General features: G+C 50.4%; 18 protein-coding genes and 1 tRNA gene. 4 read left to right on the top strand and 15 right to left on the bottom strand.

Going from position 1 to position 17,087, the window contains the following annotated elements:
* Position 1: 1 nt before the first annotated feature.
* From RYZ26_RS10125 to pyrF, 9 genes are all read right to left on the bottom strand, one after another.
* The gene (locus RYZ26_RS10125; protein ID WP_317683085.1) at positions 2-1,114 is read right to left on the bottom strand and encodes a Mur ligase family protein; all 1,113 of its coding nucleotides are present in this window, start codon (positions 1,112-1,114) and stop codon (positions 2-4) included.
* Positions 1,092-2,345 carry a bifunctional folylpolyglutamate synthase/dihydrofolate synthase gene (locus tag RYZ26_RS10120; protein ID WP_317683084.1) on the bottom strand — a complete coding sequence of 418 codons (1,254 nt, stop codon included), beginning with the start codon at positions 2,343-2,345 and terminating at the stop codon, positions 1,092-1,094. The genes RYZ26_RS10125 and RYZ26_RS10120 overlap by 23 nt, the downstream gene beginning before the upstream one ends.
* Before the next feature lie 19 nt (positions 2,346-2,364).
* Positions 2,365-3,390, bottom strand: a complete 1,026-nt coding sequence (accD, locus tag RYZ26_RS10115; protein WP_317683083.1) for an acetyl-CoA carboxylase, carboxyltransferase subunit beta — start codon at positions 3,388-3,390, stop codon at positions 2,365-2,367.
* A gap of 12 nt (positions 3,391-3,402) precedes the next feature.
* Entirely contained in the window at positions 3,403-4,230 is an 828-nt protein-coding gene (gene trpA / locus RYZ26_RS10110; RefSeq protein ID WP_317683082.1) for a tryptophan synthase subunit alpha, read from the bottom strand.
* Complete coding sequence (gene trpB / locus RYZ26_RS10105) at positions 4,227-5,438, bottom strand: tryptophan synthase subunit beta (protein WP_317683081.1); 1,212 nt, start codon at positions 5,436-5,438, stop codon at positions 4,227-4,229. Before trpB ends, trpA begins: the two co-directional genes overlap by 4 nt.
* Positions 5,439-5,524: 86 nt before the next feature.
* Positions 5,525-6,163, bottom strand: coding sequence for a phosphoribosylanthranilate isomerase (locus RYZ26_RS10100; RefSeq protein ID WP_317683080.1), 639 nt, complete (start codon positions 6,161-6,163; stop codon positions 5,525-5,527).
* A complete protein-coding gene (locus RYZ26_RS10095; RefSeq protein ID WP_317683079.1) occupies positions 6,160-6,978 on the bottom strand; it encodes a hypothetical protein in 819 nt (272 codons plus the stop codon). Before RYZ26_RS10095 ends, RYZ26_RS10100 begins: the two co-directional genes overlap by 4 nt.
* Positions 6,979-6,996: 18 nt before the next feature.
* The gene (locus RYZ26_RS10090) at positions 6,997-7,677 is read right to left on the bottom strand and encodes a hypothetical protein (RefSeq protein ID WP_317683078.1); all 681 of its coding nucleotides are present in this window, start codon (positions 7,675-7,677) and stop codon (positions 6,997-6,999) included.
* 23 nt (positions 7,678-7,700) lie between these two features.
* Positions 7,701-8,399: an orotidine-5'-phosphate decarboxylase gene (gene pyrF / locus RYZ26_RS10085; protein ID WP_317683077.1), complete on the bottom strand. Its 699-nt coding sequence runs from the start codon at positions 8,397-8,399 to the stop codon at positions 7,701-7,703.
* Between the two features lie 324 nt (positions 8,400-8,723).
* On the opposite strand from pyrF, the gene RYZ26_RS10080 reads away from it, so the two are divergent.
* Positions 8,724-9,362, top strand: coding sequence for a hypothetical protein (locus tag RYZ26_RS10080; protein WP_317683076.1), 639 nt, complete (start codon positions 8,724-8,726; stop codon positions 9,360-9,362).
* 161 nt (positions 9,363-9,523) lie between these two features.
* On the opposite strand, the gene RYZ26_RS10075 is transcribed toward RYZ26_RS10080, so the two are convergent.
* The 6 genes from RYZ26_RS10075 to aroA form a co-directional block, all read right to left on the bottom strand.
* Positions 9,524-9,871 (bottom strand): LapA family protein, encoded by a 348-nt coding sequence (locus RYZ26_RS10075; protein WP_317683075.1) that lies wholly within the window; start codon positions 9,869-9,871, stop codon positions 9,524-9,526.
* A 109-nt stretch (positions 9,872-9,980) separates the two neighbouring features.
* Complete coding sequence (gene ihfB / locus RYZ26_RS10070; protein WP_317683074.1) at positions 9,981-10,259, bottom strand: integration host factor subunit beta; 279 nt, start codon at positions 10,257-10,259, stop codon at positions 9,981-9,983.
* A gap of 57 nt (positions 10,260-10,316) precedes the next feature.
* Complete coding sequence (gene sppA, locus RYZ26_RS10065; protein ID WP_317683073.1) at positions 10,317-11,237, bottom strand: signal peptide peptidase SppA; 921 nt, start codon at positions 11,235-11,237, stop codon at positions 10,317-10,319.
* A gap of 149 nt (positions 11,238-11,386) precedes the next feature.
* On the bottom strand, positions 11,387-13,075 hold the full coding sequence (gene rpsA / locus RYZ26_RS10060) for a 30S ribosomal protein S1 (protein ID WP_317683072.1): 1,689 nt from the start codon (positions 13,073-13,075) through the stop codon (positions 11,387-11,389).
* A 193-nt stretch (positions 13,076-13,268) separates the two neighbouring features.
* On the bottom strand, positions 13,269-13,907 hold the full coding sequence (gene cmk / locus RYZ26_RS10055; RefSeq protein ID WP_317683071.1) for a (d)CMP kinase: 639 nt from the start codon (positions 13,905-13,907) through the stop codon (positions 13,269-13,271).
* 74 nt (positions 13,908-13,981) lie between these two features.
* Positions 13,982-15,319 carry a 3-phosphoshikimate 1-carboxyvinyltransferase gene (gene aroA, locus RYZ26_RS10050; protein ID WP_411576864.1) on the bottom strand — a complete coding sequence of 446 codons (1,338 nt, stop codon included), beginning with the start codon at positions 15,317-15,319 and terminating at the stop codon, positions 13,982-13,984.
* A gap of 299 nt (positions 15,320-15,618) precedes the next feature.
* Here aroA and RYZ26_RS10045 point away from each other — a divergent pair, with 299 nt between their 5' ends.
* The 3 genes from RYZ26_RS10045 to RYZ26_RS10035 all read left to right on the top strand — a co-directional run bounded on the left by RYZ26_RS10045 (position 15,619) and on the right by RYZ26_RS10035 (position 17,015).
* Positions 15,619-15,960, top strand: a complete 342-nt coding sequence (locus RYZ26_RS10045; RefSeq protein ID WP_317683069.1) for an FYDLN acid domain-containing protein — start codon at positions 15,619-15,621, stop codon at positions 15,958-15,960.
* A 76-nt stretch (positions 15,961-16,036) separates the two neighbouring features.
* A tRNA-Ala gene (locus tag RYZ26_RS10040) sits at positions 16,037-16,112 on the top strand.
* 102 nt (positions 16,113-16,214) lie between these two features.
* Positions 16,215-17,015, top strand: coding sequence for a hypothetical protein (locus RYZ26_RS10035; RefSeq protein ID WP_317683068.1), 801 nt, complete (start codon positions 16,215-16,217; stop codon positions 17,013-17,015).
* The last annotated feature ends 72 nt before the right edge of the window (positions 17,016-17,087 follow it).

Raw genomic sequence — 17,087 nt, 5'->3', positions numbered from 1 at the left:
CTCATGAGAAATACGCCTGTTTGATCAGTCGCAAATATGTTTGCGTGCCGATGAAATAGCGAACAGCATGGTCCCCAAACTTCAGGCCTGCGCGCAAGCCCGCCACATCATCATAGCCGCCGCTATAGACCACATCCCTGGACTTGGCTTCTTCATATGACAAAAAGCCCCGTTCTCCCCTCAAGACGATATGGCGAACATCCGCGTCCAGTTGGTCAAGCAGATCGCACACGCCTTTGACGTCCTTGTCATCCGGCAGGGAGACATAAAAACAGACCGAGCCTTCATGGCGATCAACAAGCTTTTTCAGGAACGACATATCCGCACTTTCCGCAGCAATCATCCCTTCATAGAAACTGTTCTGCTGCTGGCCGAATGATCCACAAATGGCATCGGGCAGAACAACGGTTTTCTGCAACAAAGCTTCCACGGCCTGTTGCGCCAGATTTTGAGAATGCGCATACCAGCCCGGCACAACGTCACCTGCCGGGATAGTTCCCTCCGCCACGATCACCTGATCACATGTCTCACAGATCGATAATTTATCAGCACGGATTTCTTCAAGAGATGGCCCCAAGTATGTTGCATGTTCCAGAAAGACAGAGGTCACCACCCCAACCTGGGTCGGGACTTGCCCGCCTTCGTCATATTTAACACCGCGCCCGGTTTCCAGAACGCAATAATCCACACCTTCATCCTTGAACCACTGAAGCGCGCTCAGAAGAAACAAGCCATAAGGTGATAGATAGGCAGGTGGTTCAGGAACCATCACGGCCGCCCAAATCTTTTCAAAACAGACGATGAACTGTTTTTCAGAAATAGACACACCATTGATGCGCATGCGGTCCAGATGGCTGATTTCTTCCGGGGAAATCACAAGACCCGTCTTGCCATGATCTGACAGACTTTGCGCACACAATCTCGCAACCGTGCCCTTGCCCTTACTGCCCGTCACTTTAATGGTGGAGGCTGGATCAGGCAGGAGATCAAACTTTCGTGCCACCTCCAGCAAGATGGCTGGATCACGCACATCACGGTCAAACTTTCCGGCAATATAGGGCTTGGCCCGCAGATAGCTCTGGAAAATCAGATCAAGCGTTTTCGTGTAAGTCATAGAAGGCACTTAAGAGATAGAGCGAGCCACAAACCAGAACGCGGGCATTTTTATCTTTGCGTTCCGCCTTGATCAGTTCAAAAGCCAGGGCCAAATCTTCGCACGCTGTGGCAAGACCGCCTGCATCCTGCACCTGACCTGCGAGCTTCGATGGTTTCTTGCTCTTTTGATCGGGGATTTCAACCGTATAGACATGATCGGCAATGCCTGCAACTTCTGCCAAAAAGGCCTTGCTGTCTTTGCGCTTCAACATGCCAAAGACCAGATAGATCGGCTGATCATTCCATTTTTTGATCTGTTTGCGAAGCACTTGGGCCGCAGCCACATTATGCCCGCCATCCAGCCACAGTTCCCAATTTTTCGGCAACAGTTTTTTAGGATCAACCTGTTCCAGACGTCCCCGCCAGTCCACGGTCTGCAAGGCACTTCGCACCGCTTCAGAAGGCAACTGGAAACGATCCTTCAAGGCTTCCAGGCAGGCCAAGGCCAGCCCGGCGTTATGGATTTGATGTTCGCCTGCAAGGTTTGGCAACGGCCAGGCGTAATCGCCATCCCAGCCTTCAAACACCATCTGGCGTCCGGTCCGTTTCACAAACCAGTCGCGCCCTTCGCGATAAAACGGAATATTCAGTTCTTTGACACGGGCGCGCACGGCCTGATAGGCCTCTTGATCCTGCGCGGCCATCACGCAAGGTACGTTCTCTTTTAAAATACCCGCTTTCTGGGTCGCAATCTCGCCCAGTGTTTCACCTAGAAATTCCGTATGGTCCATGGAAATCGGGGTGATGACCGTAAGGGCAGGTTCTTCCACCACATTGGTGGTATCGCCCAATCCGCCAAGGCCTGTTTCCAGCAAGACAATGTGACCTTTCGTTCGGGCAAAAGCCAAAAACGCCACAGCGGTGATGGCTTCAAACACCGTCAAGGAGGCACCATCATTTACACGGATGACTTCTTCCAGAAGATCAGTGAATTCTTTTTCAGAAATTTCTTCTCCATCCACAATGATCCCGTCATGTGGGGTGATCATATGGGGGGAGGTAAAAGCGTGGACGCGATAGCCCACGGTTTCGAACATCGCGCGTAAAAACGCGATGGTCGAACCTTTACCATTCGTCCCTGCCACGTGAATGACAGGGGGAAGGTCGTCTTGTGGATGCCCAAGTCGCAACAGCAGGTCCTGAAACCGTTCAAGACCCAAATCAATGTCTTTGCTGTGGAGTGTCTCCACATGTGCAAGGAGCTGTTGACTATTCAGCGGGCTTCTCCTCATCCTTGGAAGACGATGAAGAGACTTCTTCATTTTCCTCAACAGGGACACCATCCGGGCGACGGATGTCCGGCGGTGGGGGGATGTCGTTGATGTTATCCACTTCTTCCGTCTCAATCGGGTCATCCTGTGGCAATTCCAGCAGATCACCCGCTGGCTTTGTGTTGCGCAGGAGACTGAGAACACGGATCAAGGTCGGGCGCAATTCGTTACGGCGCACAACCATATCGACCATACCATGTTCATACAGATATTCTGCTGTCTGGAAATCATCCGGCAATTGTTCACGGATGGTTTGTTCAATCACGCGACGCCCGGCAAAACCGATAACCGCACCGCTTTCCGCAATCGCAACATCACCCAACATGGCGAAAGAGGCTGATACCCCGCCTGTTGTTGGGTCAGTCAGCACAACAATGTAAGGAAGACCTGCTTCTTTCACACGTTCCACACCGATTGTTGTACGCGCCATTTGCATCAGGGACAAAATCCCTTCCTGCATACGCGCGCCACCCGAAGCAGGCACAACGATCAAGGCTGCATCCTGCACAATCGCGAGCTTGGAAGCCGCAACCAAACCTTCACCCACAGCGGTACCCATAGACCCGCCCATATAAGCAAAGTTAAAGGCTGCGATCACGACATTTTGGCCGCCCATCTTACCGTGACCAACAACCAACGCATCTGTTTCCTTGGTTTTGGCATTCGATTCCTTGATGCGGTCTTTATATTTGCGACGATCAGAAAATTTCAAAGGATCAGAGGGAACTGCTGGCAGTTCTGCGCGGGTATATTCCCCGTTGTCAAACATCATTTCCAGACGCGCGGTCACAGAAAGGCGCATATGGTGACCACAGTGCTGACACACGTGATGATTTTTATCCAGATCACGGTGGAAAATCATCTGGCCGCATTTTGTACATTTGTGCCACAGGTTATCAGGGATTTCCTTTGGGCGTACAAGGTCGCGCAGTTTCGGTTTGACGTAGTTGGTTAACCAGTTCATGCCATTTATCCTTTAAGCATTGGCAGCTTTTACGCCGCCTGCCAATTCACTTACATAAGAGAGAACGTTTGTTGCCAGGTCATCCTTGGCTTTACCGTCTTCATCCAAATTCTGTGCAATTGTTTTTACAATCGCAGAACCCACAACAGCGGCATCACTGACGCTGGCCATTGTCTTTGCCTGATCCGGGGTGTTGATCCCGAAACCAATGGCAACAGGCAGGTCCGTATGTTTCTTGATCCGTTTCACAGCCGCTTCCACATCAGACGCCACAGCAGAGGCCGTCCCCGTCACACCTGTGATCGACACATAATAAATAAAGCCGGATGCCTTGGACGCGATCTTTTCAAGACGTTCATCATCGGCTGTTGGCGTGGTCAGGTAAATAAAGTCCAGACCGCCTTTTTGTGCCGGGATCGCAAATTCAATTTCTTCTTCCGGCGGCAGGTCAACGATGATGAACCCATCAACACCAGCTTCCTTTGCATCCACAACGAACTTGTCCACACCATATATATAGATCGGATTGTAATAACCCATCAGAACGATTGGTGTTTCGTTATCTTGCGTGCGGAAATCACGCACCAGATCCAGAACACCTTTCAGCGTCATGCCGGCAGCAAGGGCGCGTTGAGATCCCAACTGGATCGCCGGACCATCCGCCATCGGATCAGAAAACGGCATGCCGATTTCCAGAATATCCGCACCAGCTTCGGGCATACCCGCCAGAATCTCTTTGGATGTTTTAAGGTCGGGATCACCTGCGCTCACGAACGTGACGAACGCAGAACGCCCCTCTGCTTTCAGGGCTTCAAATTTCTTTGCAATACGGGTGCTCATAATTCTGTCCCCATCGCTTTGGCAATTGTGTTGACGTCTTTGTCACCACGACCGGACATATTGACCACGATGATCTGGTCCTTATCCATTTTCTTCGCCAGTTTTTCAGCTTCCGCCAAAGCATGTGATGATTCAAGTGCCGGGATAATCCCTTCAAGCTTGGTGCAGAGCTGGAACGCATCCACTGCTTCACCGTCTTTGATGGAATGATATTCTACACGCCCCATATCAAACAGCCAGCTATGTTCCGGCCCGATGCCCGGGTAATCCAGACCAGCGGATATAGAATGGGCTTCTTCAATCTGACCGTCGTCATCCTGCAACAGGTACGTGCGGTTACCATGCAACACACCCGGGCTACCACCTGTCAGGGACGCTGCATGTTCATCGGTATCCACACCCAGACCAGCGGCTTCCACACCGATGATCTGCACGTCTTTGTCATCCAGGAACGGGTAGAACAGGCCCATGGCGTTTGATCCACCCCCCACACAGGCGATCAATGTATCAGGCAGTCGACCTTCCTGTTCCATGATCTGCTCACGTGTTTCTTCCCCGATGATCTTCTGGAATTCGCGCACCATCACCGGATAAGGGTGTGGGCCTGCGACAGTGCCGATCAGGTAATAAGTGTTGTGAACATTGGCAACCCAGTCACGAAGCGCTTCGTTCATCGCATCTTTCAGCGTGCCGGAACCCGCCGTTACCGGGCGAACTTCTGCGCCCAGCAGTTTCATGCGGAACACATTGGGCTGCTGACGTTCAATGTCGGTCGCGCCCATAAAGATCACACATTCCAGACCAAACAGTGCACAAACTGTCGCCGTAGCCACACCATGCTGGCCCGCGCCTGTTTCTGCGATAATACGTTTTTTGCCCATCCGTTTTGCAAGCAAGATCTGGCCGATACAGCTGTTGATCTTGTGCGCACCCGTATGGTTCAAATCTTCGCGTTTGAAATAGACTTTGGCCCCGCCACAATGTTCGGTGAACCGTTCAGCGAAATAAAGCGGGCTTGGACGACCCACATATTGGGAAAGGTAACCGGAAACCTGCTTTTGGAATTCAGGATCGTCTTTGGCTTCGTTGAAGTGTTTTTCAACATCCAGGATCAGCGGCATCAGCGTTTCAGCAACGAAACGTCCGCCAAAAATGCCAAAGCGGCCATCTTCGTCCGGTCCTGCCATAAATGTATTGGGTGTGTTCATTATCGACTTCTATTTCAAAATAGGAAATTTCGGGTGATGTTATAGCGCACTTGCAAAAGGGCTTGCAAAGGAAATGCGCAATTTTCTTATTCTTTTACGGCCTTGACAAAGGCTTGGATCATCTCGGGGCTTTTGACGCCTTTTTCCGCTTCCACACCGCTGGAAACATCCACAGCTTCAGCCCCGCTTTGCGCGACGGCATCCTCAACGTTTTCAACCGTTAAGCCGCCTGCCAGCATCCAGGGCACCGACCATTTGGTATCGGTCAGCAAGGTCCAGTCAAACGCAATGGCGTTGCCACCGGGGCGAGTCGCGCCTTTGGGGGGCTTGGCATCAAACAGAAGTTTATCAGCCACACCATCATATTTTTTCGCCGATTCCACATCTTCTGCGGTCTCAATCGGCAAGGCTTTCATGACGGGCAGTGCAAAATTCTGTCGCACGTCTTCGACCCGTTCCACGCTTTCTGAGCCATGCAGCTGGATGATATCCAGACGCACATGGTTCAAAACAGCCATCAGTTCTTCGTCTGTCGGGTTCACAAACAGACCAACACGCTCCACATCGGCATCGCCAATCATGTCAAAGACTTCGGCTGCGACTTCAGGGGATACATCACGCGGGCTGGGCGGGAAGAACACACAACCCAAAAAATCGGCGCCTGCCTGAATGGCAACATGGGCATCTTCGGGTGTTTTCAAGCCGCAGATTTTAACCAAGGTCATGAGGCAGTTCCTTTAAAACGTCCATAGGCCAATGCCCACAACATAGCGAGCAAACCGCCCGCAAGAAAGATTTTCAGACTTTCAAGGGCGAAAAAGATAAGGTTCCAGGCCAAGGCCGAGGCTTCATCCGCCATGGCCATCTGGGTAAAGAACGGCGTATGCAGCACCAGCCGCACCATGCCAATGAACAACCAGACAGGCAGAACCACCAACAAGGATGCTGCAAACAGGCGGGAGAAATCTTTGCGCAAGGCTTCAAATGAATGGGCAAAAATCGCAATCATCTTGCGTTGATCATCCATGGCAATGGCAGGTAGCACACAAGCAAACAAGGCCGTTACCCAGCCAACAAACAAGCTTGCATACAAAAGCTCCCCGGTTCCTTCAATCGCCGTCATACCGCCCATCACCACCAGATCGGGCTGATGGAAAAACAGGGGCTGATCATACCAGAAAGCAAAGGCACTAAAGGGTGCTGTCACGAAAACAGACGCGAGCGCATAACGGGCTTCGCGCATATTCAGTTTAGGCAGGAATGAAACTGCCCCATCCATCGGACCTTTCAGAATAAAACGCTGCAATTGACCTGCATAAAAGGTCCACAAGCCCAGCATCAGTACCCATTCAACCGAGCGCATGGCCTGAAAGCCGACCGCGCCCCATTCTTCTGGCGTCTGCCACAGACCGATGGTCAGCAACAGCAAAAACGGCAAAAGCCCGGCGCGAAACAGAACCATCGGGTTTCGAAACAGGGTGGCATAGACACTGTTTACCAGCGGCAAAATCGGCATCTGTTGTGTTTTGATTTCTTCCATAAAGGGATATGTAGAGCGCTATCGCCGCGCCGCAACCTCCTGATAGATTTTTGCCAGCACGAGTGACAGCCACATCATACAAAAGATAGTCAGAATATGATGAAAGATCAGCTGCGGCATCGTCCCCCAAAGATTTTCCGCTTCTGGTGCGAAACTCGACACCTGCAAAATCATCATAAAAAAGAACAACACTGGTGAGTAACAGACCATAAAAGCGACAATAATTTTTATATTATTGCCGTTGGTCCAGATAAATGATTCCTTGAGATTATCCAGCAAGGAACCGGGGTGATCCATCGCTAACGCAGGAAAGGCGAGTGATGTTTTCAATCCAAGCCAAAGACCAATCAATACGACCATCAGAATGACAATATACATGGAAGGCGGCAGCAAAAAGAGAACCCCTAACATCTGAGTCAGGGCATTTACCATAAAGGCCAAAAAGAAAAACCGTGCAAAAGGCCTGTTTGCCCCTTCCGCCACGGCATCGGCATTTTTTAACAAATAGAACCGGGTGGCTGACACCCCGACCAACGCCACCGCAACCGCAACCGCATTCGCAATCACAGACAGGGCCAATCCGAAACCAGGGATTTTTCCCAAAAACAAGGAGAGGATTGCAAAAAAAATCGGTAAAAACAGATATTTGCGAAACACCCGGGCGTTTTCGCGCATAAAGGCCAGGGCATCAAAGACCACTGTGCCGATATTTGGTTCCATTCTTACAGACCTTCCAGTTCTTCTGCGATTTTACGTGCCGCGTCAACCGGATCTTCAGCTTGCGTGATCGGGCGACCAATGACCAGAATATCCGCGCCTGCTTTCACTGCATCAGACGGGGTCATGACCCGTTTCTGATCACCCTTGGCGGCCCAAAGGGGGCGAATACCGGGAACGATCAGTTTAAAGTCTTCGCCACACGCCTTGCGGATCGGTTCAATCTCTTTAGCAGAACAAACCACACCCTGCAGACCATTTTCCTGTGTCAGTTTGGCCAAGCGCACCACTTGATCTTCGATGGCATCTGTCACACCGATGGCACTCAGATCATCCTGATCAAGCGCTGTTAAGATCGTGACAGCAATGGTCATGGGAATGCCAGCTTCCTTACCCGCAGCCGCTGCCTGGCGCAACATTTCAGGACCACCTTGCGCATGCACATTCACAATCTTCGCACCTGTCTTGCCAGATGCGCGAATGGCACCAGCGACCGTATTGGGGATATCGTGGAATTTCAAATCAAGAAACACCGGCATGCCGACAGCGGTGATTTTTTCCACCCCTTGCGGGCCATTGGCGGTAAAGAATTCCTTCCCCACCTTCATCCCCCCAACAAGGCCTTTTAACTTGCCTGCCAGTTCGACAGCATACTCAACATCGGTTGTATCCAGGGCAACATAAATGCGCTCAAAAGCTTTCATGGCGGGGGCTCACTTCATCGGTGGAAAATCGTTGCTTTTGGATTAGGGGATTTGGCGGGGGATGTCAAAGAAAAGCGCATTGGGGGATGTCAAAGAAAGCGCATTATTGTGCGATCACTATAAAGCCACCATCAGTACATCATACCGCACCCTTTGCGGCATAAGGGGCGGAAGCAGGAGCCCGGTTTTTCCCGCAGATCGCGCAACGCGTGCGCGATGACGAATAATATCGTTGTCATTCCTGCGCAGGCAGGAATCTTTCATTGCACCCCCGAATTCAATGACCTAAAGTCTTGTAAATAATAATATAAACAAGGAAAAGACATGAGCATCCAGGGCAACAATCTTCTAGATCACGACGAATTTGCACTCTATCACCCTCTGGCGATGGAATGGTGCAATGTAATTGAACAATATACCGTGCGCACCGGAGAAGCTCCCTATTGGTTCACCGAAATGGCAGACGTCGGCCTCTTGCTCGCTGCCGCATGGCGTAGCGGATGGGTCGGAGTCACCGAATTCCAAACAGAAAAACGTAAAGAAGACAAAGAAGTCCATGGCCGCGGTGATCTGTGGTTATCCAATGATGATATTCAAGTTTATCTAGAAGCTAAGTCTGCTATGCACTCAGGAGATGATCTAGAGGGTTTTGTCGAAAAAGTCGGGAAACGAATTGCCGATGCTAAAAACGATTGCGCGGCAACGCGGGCAAACAGCAAAACGACAGCATCATGTAAATATGTGGCCGCAACCTTTATCAGCGTAAAATTTCAAATCACACCAGATATTGATTTGGAAAAATTGGTCTCAAGTTTCCTGTCAACGGTCGCTGGAAGCAAATTAGGAAAATACGCATACGCCTGGTCGTTTCCATTAGATGCTGATGCTAAATACGTCACCCGAAAAGCCATAGATGACGCGTATCTTTATCCCGGTGCTTTTTTGTTCCTGGACAGAGGGTAATCAGATTCCTGCCTTCGCAGGAATGACGATTGGGACCGCTTCTGTCATTGCGCACATGTTGCGCGATCTGCGTAGGTAGCAGGATTCCAATGGTTTAAAGATTAGGTCTCGCATTAACCGCAGGCCCCGCAACATGTGCGGGGTGACGGGTATAGAGGGCCTTAAGCCGCGTCCGTTTTCACCGCAGGCAGAACCTCTTGCACAGGTTCTTCTTTTTTCTCAAGGTCTTTGATCTTGGCATTCAAACGTTCGATCTCAGCTTCGGCATATTCGGTGTCTTTTTTGCGGCTGATGGCGACCACGCGCCATTTGGCAACTGACATCCATGTAAGAAGCGCACCGAAGAAAAATCCAAAGGCCAGTGTGCCCAGGCTCAAGAGATAGAGCGGGACATCCTGTGAAAATGGCAGGGGCCAGAAATCAACGGCGATGGGGCCGCGGTTTGACACGGCAAAGATCACCACAACAAGGGCAAATGGCAGGAAGAGAAGCCAGGATAGAAAACGCACGGTCAATCGCTCCGGAAGTCACACACAAAAAAGGTCGATTTGTGCAGACAGTATAGCCTGCACGTCCTCAACCTTCACGTCTTTCTTTATATAAAAAGCCCAAAAACAATTAGTTGTTCAGGCGTTCACGCAGCTTCTTGCCTGTTTTAAAGTAAGGGACAGACTTTTCGCCCACATCCACAGATTCACCTGTGCGAGGGTTACGCCCGGTGCGTGATCCGCGGGTTTTAACAGAAAAAGCACCAAAGCCGCGCAGTTCCACACGGTCACCATCGGCCAGCGCCTGTGTGATCTCGTCAAAGATTGTCGAGACAATCCGTTCCACATCGCGTTGAAATAGGTGGGGGTTCGCTTCAGCCAAACGTGCAATCAGTTCTGATTTGGTCATGGGCACCTGCTCCTTCTTCTCTATAAAGTGGGGTCTGATAAACCCGACAAAATGCCGCTACTGAAGATTAGGTTGCCAGACAGAAACCAAACCGTCAAGTCTAAGTCCTTCTGAAATCAACGTTTTATCAAAAAAACTGCGGATCAACGCACTTTCTGCATGCCCCCAGAATTCCTCTTCGCCGTAAAGCGCATCAAAAACTTCCAGACCCTTGGTTACCTTTTTCTCATCCTGCAGCCACTTGATCGCCTGCGATTCACTGCCCGTTTCATCCACCAGCCCGGCCTGTTTGGCCTGACGTCCGGTAAAGATACGACCATCGGCAAGCTTGCGGGCGTCATCAATAGCGAGGTTGCGGCGTTCCGCCACCATCCCTAAAAACATATGGTACATATCCAGGATTACAACCTCGGTTGCTTTCAAAGCTTCCGGCGTGACTTCTTCGAGAGGATTCGGTGCTGCTTTCAAAGGCGCACTTTTCACCACAATCGGCTTTACGCCCACTTTATCCAGAAGCCCGGTGACATTGACCGACTGCATCAAAACACCGATGGAACCTGTAATGGTGCCTTCACGCGCCACAATATGATCTGCTGCAATGGCTGTCATATATCCAGCCGATGCGGCCACTTCGCCCATGACCGCCACAACCGGTTTCTTGGACGCCAGACTACGCAGGTTTTTATAAAGCGCTTCACCGCCCACAACCGTGCCGCCCGGCGAATTGATCCGCACAATCACAGCCTTCACACTGTCATCATCGCCCAGTTCTGCAATCAGTTCGTCGCGTTCAATATCGTCCTGAATGACACCTTCCACCCACAAACGTGCGATGTGATCCTGATGACCAAATATGTCCAAACGGGCACCAATGGCCACAAGGGCACTCACAACAGCCAGCACGCCTATACCCTGCCAGATACGAAGGCGGCGTTTCAGGCGGATACGGTCCAGAATATGGTCGGAAGAAAAAGTCATTGATACCTCGTCATTCCTGCGAAGGCAGGAATCTGGTCGAAAAAGATTCCGGCCTTCGCCGGAATGACACCTGATAAATATAAAAGAAAAACCCCTCCCTGCAAGAACAGGAAGGGGTTTTCAGAGCTTTTTGGTTAAAGACGTCTAAATTAGTCGTCTTTCTTCGCCAAAGCAGCACCCAGGATATCACCCAGAGATGCACCAGAGTCAGAAGAACCATATTCAGCCATGGCTTTCTTCTCTTCTTCAACTTCCAAAGCTTTCACAGACAGAGAAACCTTGCGGTTTTTCTTGTCGAATTGTGTCACTTTAGCGTCAACCTTTTCACCTTCGTTGAAACGATCAGTGCGTTGGTCACCACGGTCACGTGCCAGATCGCCGCGACGGATGTAACCAGTCAGGCCACCTTCGATTTCAACTTCCAGACCGTTTTCTTCAACAGCTGTAATTGTACAAGTCACAACCTGGTTCTTCTTGATGTCGCCAGCAGAAGATTCAAATGGATCTTCAGACAGCTGCTTGATGCCCAAAGAAATACGTTCTTTCTCAACGTCAACATCCAGAACGCGTGCTTTAACAACGTCGCCTTTGTTGAAGGAAGCCAGCGCTTCTTCAGGTGTGCCTTCCCATGCCAGATCAGACATGTGAACCATACCGTCGATTTCGCCGTTCAGGCCGATGAACAGACCGAATTCGGTGATGTTCTTGATTTCGCCTTCAACTTCAGTGTTTTGTGGGTGTTCAGCCAGGAACGCATCCCATGGGTTAGCTAGGCACTGTTTCAGGCCAAGGGAGATACGGCGTTTAACCGGATCAACGTCCAGAACCATAACTTCAACTTCCTGAGAAGTAGAAACGATTTTACCTGGGTGTACGTTCTTCTTGGTCCAAGACATTTCAGAAACGTGAACCAGACCTTCAACACCTGGCTCCAGCTCAACGAATGCACCGTAGTCAGTGATGTTTGTAACACGACCAGAGAATTTGCCGTCAACTGGGTATTTGCCGTCAACGCCTTCCCATGGATCAGCTTCAAGCTGCTTCATGCCGAGGGAGATACGTTGTGTGTCAGAGTTGAAGCGGATAACCTGAACTTTAACAGTTTCGCCAATCTGCAGCGCTTCAGATGGGTGCGCGATACGACGCCATGCGATGTCTGTAACGTGCAGCAGGCCGTCAATGCCGCCAAGATCAATAAATGCACCGTAATCCGTGATGTTCTTAACAACACCATCCAGGATTTGACCTTCTTCCAGACCTTTGATCAGATCGCCGCGTGCTTCAGCACGTGCTTCTTCAAGAACAGCACGACGTGAAACAACGATGTTGCCACGCTGGCGGTCCATTTTCAGGATTTGGAATGGTTGTGCGTTGCCCATCAAAGGAGTCACGTCGCGAACCGGACGGATATCAACTTGTGAACCAGGCAGGAAGGCAACAGCGCCGTTAAGGTCAACTGTGAAGCCACCTTTAACGCGACCGAAGATAACACCGTTAACACGCTCTTGAGCTTCGAACTGCTTCTCGAGATTTTTCCAGGCTTCTTCACGTTTCGCTTTTTCGCGAGACAGAACAACTGTGCCGTCTTTGTTTTCATAACGTTCAACGAAAACATCAACATTGTCGCCAGCGGACAATTTTTGTGCTTCTTCGCCAAAACCGAATTCTTTAAGAGGGATACGGCCTTCAGATTTCAAGCCGACGTCAACCATCGCGAAATCATTTTCAACACCGATGATTGTACCGGTTACCACTTGGCCTTCAAACAGGGCTTCTTCACCGTAAGATTCAGCAAAGAGCGCTGCAAAGTCTTCAACTACTGGAGCTGCTTCAGTCATAATATATAAGTCCTATAATAATATTGTTACATGCCAAACGGTTGGTTCCGTTGGTCTGTCACCAGCAATTGCGTCGAAGATCCCACCAACCGCGCGGTGACTAACGGCCAGTATCTTCATATTTAAGTGCAAAAAGACCTTCGACGCGCCCTATCAAAGGGAACGTTGAAAATCAAACTGCAGACGTATCTATTCAGGTTTTATCGGCGATGATTGATTTAGCCTCAGCAATCACTTCTTCAATGTCCATTTCAGACGTATCCAAAGTCACGGCATCCTCAGCTGCCTTTAATGGCGCAGCAGCCCGTTGGCTGTCACGCGCATCGCGGTCTTTCATATCCTGCAAAACCTGCGCGTATATAGCTTCAAGACCACGATCTTGCAACTCTTTTAGTCGTCTTTGTGCACGCACCTCTGTTGAGGCCGTCACAAACAGCTTTACCGGTGCATCCGGGCAGACCACAGTCCCGATATCACGACCATCCAGAACAGCCCCTGCCTTACCTGCTGGGGGGGTAGCCGCAAAGCGACGCTGGAAGTCCAGCAACTCGTCCCTAACCATTTGAATAACCGCAACTTTTGATGCAGCTTGGGCCGCTTCATCATGGCGCAGTTTTTCATTTTCCAGGTCTTCTGGTTTCAGGTTTTTTGCAGCCTCAGTTGCCACTTTTTCATCACTCGGATCACCACCTGCACTAACAACAGAAAATCCGGTTGCGCGATACAAAAGCCCCGTATCCAGATAGGCAAAATCCAAATCCTTTGCGACTCGACGCGCTAATGTTCCTTTGCCCGCTGCTGCCGGGCCATCAATTGCTACGACAATTGTCATCTCAGAAGTCTCCTGTTCCCCGGTGACGGCCGGGGCCTCTTGGAAAAAGATTCCGGCCTTCGCCGGAACACAGATTAAGAAATATTGGCACCCAGACCATTCATCAGATCAATAAAGCCGGGGAAGCTGGTATCGATGGGACTGCCATCATCAATTTTCACAGGCTCTTTTGACGCCAGACCAAAAACAATAAAGGACATGGCGATACGGTGATCGAGACGGGACTTGATCTCCCCCCCACCCAATGCAGGCTCGCCTGTGCCATTCACAATCATAAAGTCTTCGCCTTCGGTGACATCCACACCGCAGGCTTTCAGGCTTTCCACCACAACGGCCAGACGGTCGCTTTCTTTCACGCGCAGTTCTTCCAGCCCTTCCATATGGGTCGTGCCTTTGGCAAAGCTTGCGGCAACCGCCAGCACTGGATATTCATCAATCATGGATGGCGCGCGCGACGCCGGAACAGTAACGCCTGTCAGTTCAGAATATTCCACCTGCAGGTCAGCCACTTCTTCACCTGCTTCAATACGTGTATTAAGCGCAGTAATCTTGCCGCCCATTTCTTTCAATGTCGTAAACAGACCTGTGCGCAGTGGGTTCATGCCCACCGCTTCCACTGTGATTTTGGAACCAGGTGTAATCAAGGCAGCCACAACCGGGAAAGCAGCGGAGCTTGGATCGGTTGGCACCACAATATCGCTTGCCACCAGTTCAGGTTGGCCTGTCAGTGTGATAACACGCCCGCCGTCTTCGCGCTCTTCAACAACAACCTCGGCACCGAAATGCTGCAACATTTTTTCTGTATGATCGCGGCTTGGATTCGGTTCAATCACCACAGTTTTACCCGGTGCATTCAAACCTGCCAGCATCACAGCTGATTTCACTTGCGCAGAAGCCACGGGCAATTCATATGTAATCGGCATTGGATCGTCTGTACCCTGAATGGCGATCGGCATGCGGCCCTTGTCACGGGAGACAAAGTTCACGCCAATGGGGCGCAGCGGTTTCATCACCCGTTCCATCGGGCGCGAACAAAGCGACGCATCGCCCGTCATAAAAGTGGTAAAAGATTGTGTGGCCAGAACGCCCATCAGCAAACGCGCGGCTGTCCCGGAATTCCCCATATCCAGCACGCCTGTGGGTTCTGAAAAACCACCAACACCACGACCCCTTACGACCCATGTGCCATCCTCAAGACGGTCCACTTCAGCGCCCAGGCTGCGCATAGCTGCGGCTGTGCACAAAACATCTTCACCTTCCAGCAGACCTGTAACGCGGGTTTCGCCCACAGCCATCGCCCCAAACATCAGGGAACGGTGCGAGATGGATTTATCACCAGGGACACGAATGGAACCGCTTAACGGGTTGCTTTTGGGGGACAGAACAGGTTTCACGAGGATTGCCTTCATCAGAGATATTGAATTTGGCTGCACTTTCGTACAGCTGGGCGCGTAAGTCAACGAAAGAAGAAATGTAAAAAAATCACTTTGGCATCACTCTAAACGAGACATTTTTCAAATTTCGTTTTACAGTATCGGGGTAATGAACATGTACATGTAAGCGAAGTCAGCCTTTGCACGATGTGAATGTTGACTTCGGTTCGATAACAACAAGAGACACTTTCAAGATGTCTCAGTATCTGGCAGTCCACAGATACGCTTGTCTGTATCTGTCGGTGCCAGCCTTTGAAGTTTCGAAGGGAGGGCCGAACATGAAACCCGAATGGGGAACCAAACACGAATGTCCAAGTTGTGGCGCGCATTTCTATGATATGCGCAAACCGGATGCGTCCTGCCCCAAATGCGGCACGCCCGTCAATGACGAAGCCACCCTGGCCGCCAAAACCGCAGAAGTCGATGACCCACCACCGGCGGCAGAGCTGGAAGCAGATGATCTTCTGGAAGAATTCGATGATGTGGATGGGGATCTGAGTGTCTCTGAAGATGACGATGATTTCATGGAAGATGCAGATGACTTGGTCGGAAGCGATGAAACCGACATGTCAGAAATCTTCGAACATGTGGACGAACCTGTGGTCGATCAAAACCTCTGACAAATAATTTTACCATAAACTGCATTTTTAACTTGCAAGCCCCAAAAAATCGGCTACATTCTCGCCACCCAACCAAGGGGCCTTAGCTCAGCTGGGAGAGCGCAACACTGGCAGTGTTGAGGTCAGCGGTTCGATCCCGCTAGGCTCCACCAAATTCCCTGCGAGGGGGGAGAAACCCTCGCTTTCCTTTCTTTTCAATGTGTTAGATTTACCTGTGGCTCACAATTGTGGTATACATTTGGGCTATGGAAGAGATGAAAAAGAAACCCGGTGTCGTCTTGCACAGCAGTGGCGGTTACCGTTATCAAAAGCGATATCCAAAAGATGTTCTGGAAGCGATTGCATATCTGAGTACGCATTCGCAGTGGCAAGACATATATTTCCAGTACGCTGATCTGACGTTCTATCGATACGACTTTCACACAAAGGACATTAGAGAAGCAAATAACGCACACGCCCATGTCGCTTCAAAGGCACAAGCGTTCTTTGATCAAGTCCGTGTTGATTATGCAACAGCCCAGAACACTTCCGTTCCGAAAAGAACCGCCTTATCTCTGGAACTAGCTACCGAACTCGCTGATGAAATACGTGAGCGGGAGAAAAGGCGCGAACTGAAAGAGTTTGCAAAAGACTATGACATCGTCAAAAAGCTCCCAGCAGGTGAACAGGATGAACGGTTGCAGGATATACTGATTGACCTGACAGAACAGGCCCAAAACTATGGAATAAGCGAACACCCTGATACAATTCGGGAGACACAGCGGACAACTACACAAGCTCTTGAAGATGCGCACCTTTCTCATATAACTTATGACCAAGAGGGGTATGGCCTCCTATATGGAATGATCCAGAACGCACTTAAAGACGCAAGCGAATACGCCGTTTCTCTTTACGAAAACCCTAACAAGACCTTATCTGCTTCACAGACAAGCAACTTGCAACCCGTTGCACATGTTAATGCCCCTGTATTGTCGAGTGAGAGAACTGTAGACGCGATTGAAAGGGTTTGGGAAGAGTACAAGGTTCGATACACCAACCTGGTCCCGTCCCTATAAAATAGAGGATACTTTCTGTTAGACTGAGATCAACAGGAGGAACTTATGAATCTCAAAAAATCAGACGCGTTT

It is taken from the genome of Terasakiella sediminum, from assembly GCF_033100395.1.
Taxonomy (GTDB): domain Bacteria; phylum Pseudomonadota; class Alphaproteobacteria; order Rhodospirillales; family Terasakiellaceae; genus Terasakiella.
The sequence above is the reverse complement of the archived record's forward strand: the minus strand, read 5'-3'. Positions and strand labels throughout refer to the sequence as shown.

Bases quoted from the DNA above. Each gene is read 5' to 3' on its own strand.
- RYZ26_RS10125 (WP_317683085.1), bottom strand. From the start codon at position 1,114: ATGACTTACACGAAAACGCTTGATCTGATTTTCCAGAGCTATCTGCGG.
- accD (WP_317683083.1), bottom strand. From the start codon at position 3,390: ATGAACTGGTTAACCAACTACGTCAAACCGAAACTGCGCGACCTTGTA.
- trpA (WP_317683082.1), bottom strand. From the start codon at position 4,230: ATGAGCACCCGTATTGCAAAGAAATTTGAAGCCCTGAAAGCAGAGGGG.
- trpB (WP_317683081.1), bottom strand. From the start codon at position 5,438: ATGAACACACCCAATACATTTATGGCAGGACCGGACGAAGATGGCCGC.
- RYZ26_RS10100 (WP_317683080.1), bottom strand. From the start codon at position 6,163: ATGACCTTGGTTAAAATCTGCGGCTTGAAAACACCCGAAGATGCCCAT.
- RYZ26_RS10095 (WP_317683079.1), bottom strand. From the start codon at position 6,978: ATGGAAGAAATCAAAACACAACAGATGCCGATTTTGCCGCTGGTAAAC.
- pyrF (WP_317683077.1), bottom strand. From the start codon at position 8,399: ATGAAAGCTTTTGAGCGCATTTATGTTGCCCTGGATACAACCGATGTT.
- RYZ26_RS10080 (WP_317683076.1), top strand. From the start codon at position 8,724: ATGAGCATCCAGGGCAACAATCTTCTAGATCACGACGAATTTGCACTC.
- ihfB (WP_317683074.1), bottom strand. From the start codon at position 10,259: ATGACCAAATCAGAACTGATTGCACGTTTGGCTGAAGCGAACCCCCAC.
- sppA (WP_317683073.1), bottom strand. From the start codon at position 11,237: ATGACTTTTTCTTCCGACCATATTCTGGACCGTATCCGCCTGAAACGC.
- rpsA (WP_317683072.1), bottom strand. From the start codon at position 13,075: ATGACTGAAGCAGCTCCAGTAGTTGAAGACTTTGCAGCGCTCTTTGCT.
- cmk (WP_317683071.1), bottom strand. From the start codon at position 13,907: ATGACAATTGTCGTAGCAATTGATGGCCCGGCAGCAGCGGGCAAAGGA.
- RYZ26_RS10045 (WP_317683069.1), top strand. From the start codon at position 15,619: ATGAAACCCGAATGGGGAACCAAACACGAATGTCCAAGTTGTGGCGCG.
- RYZ26_RS10035 (WP_317683068.1), top strand. From the start codon at position 16,215: ATGAAAAAGAAACCCGGTGTCGTCTTGCACAGCAGTGGCGGTTACCGT.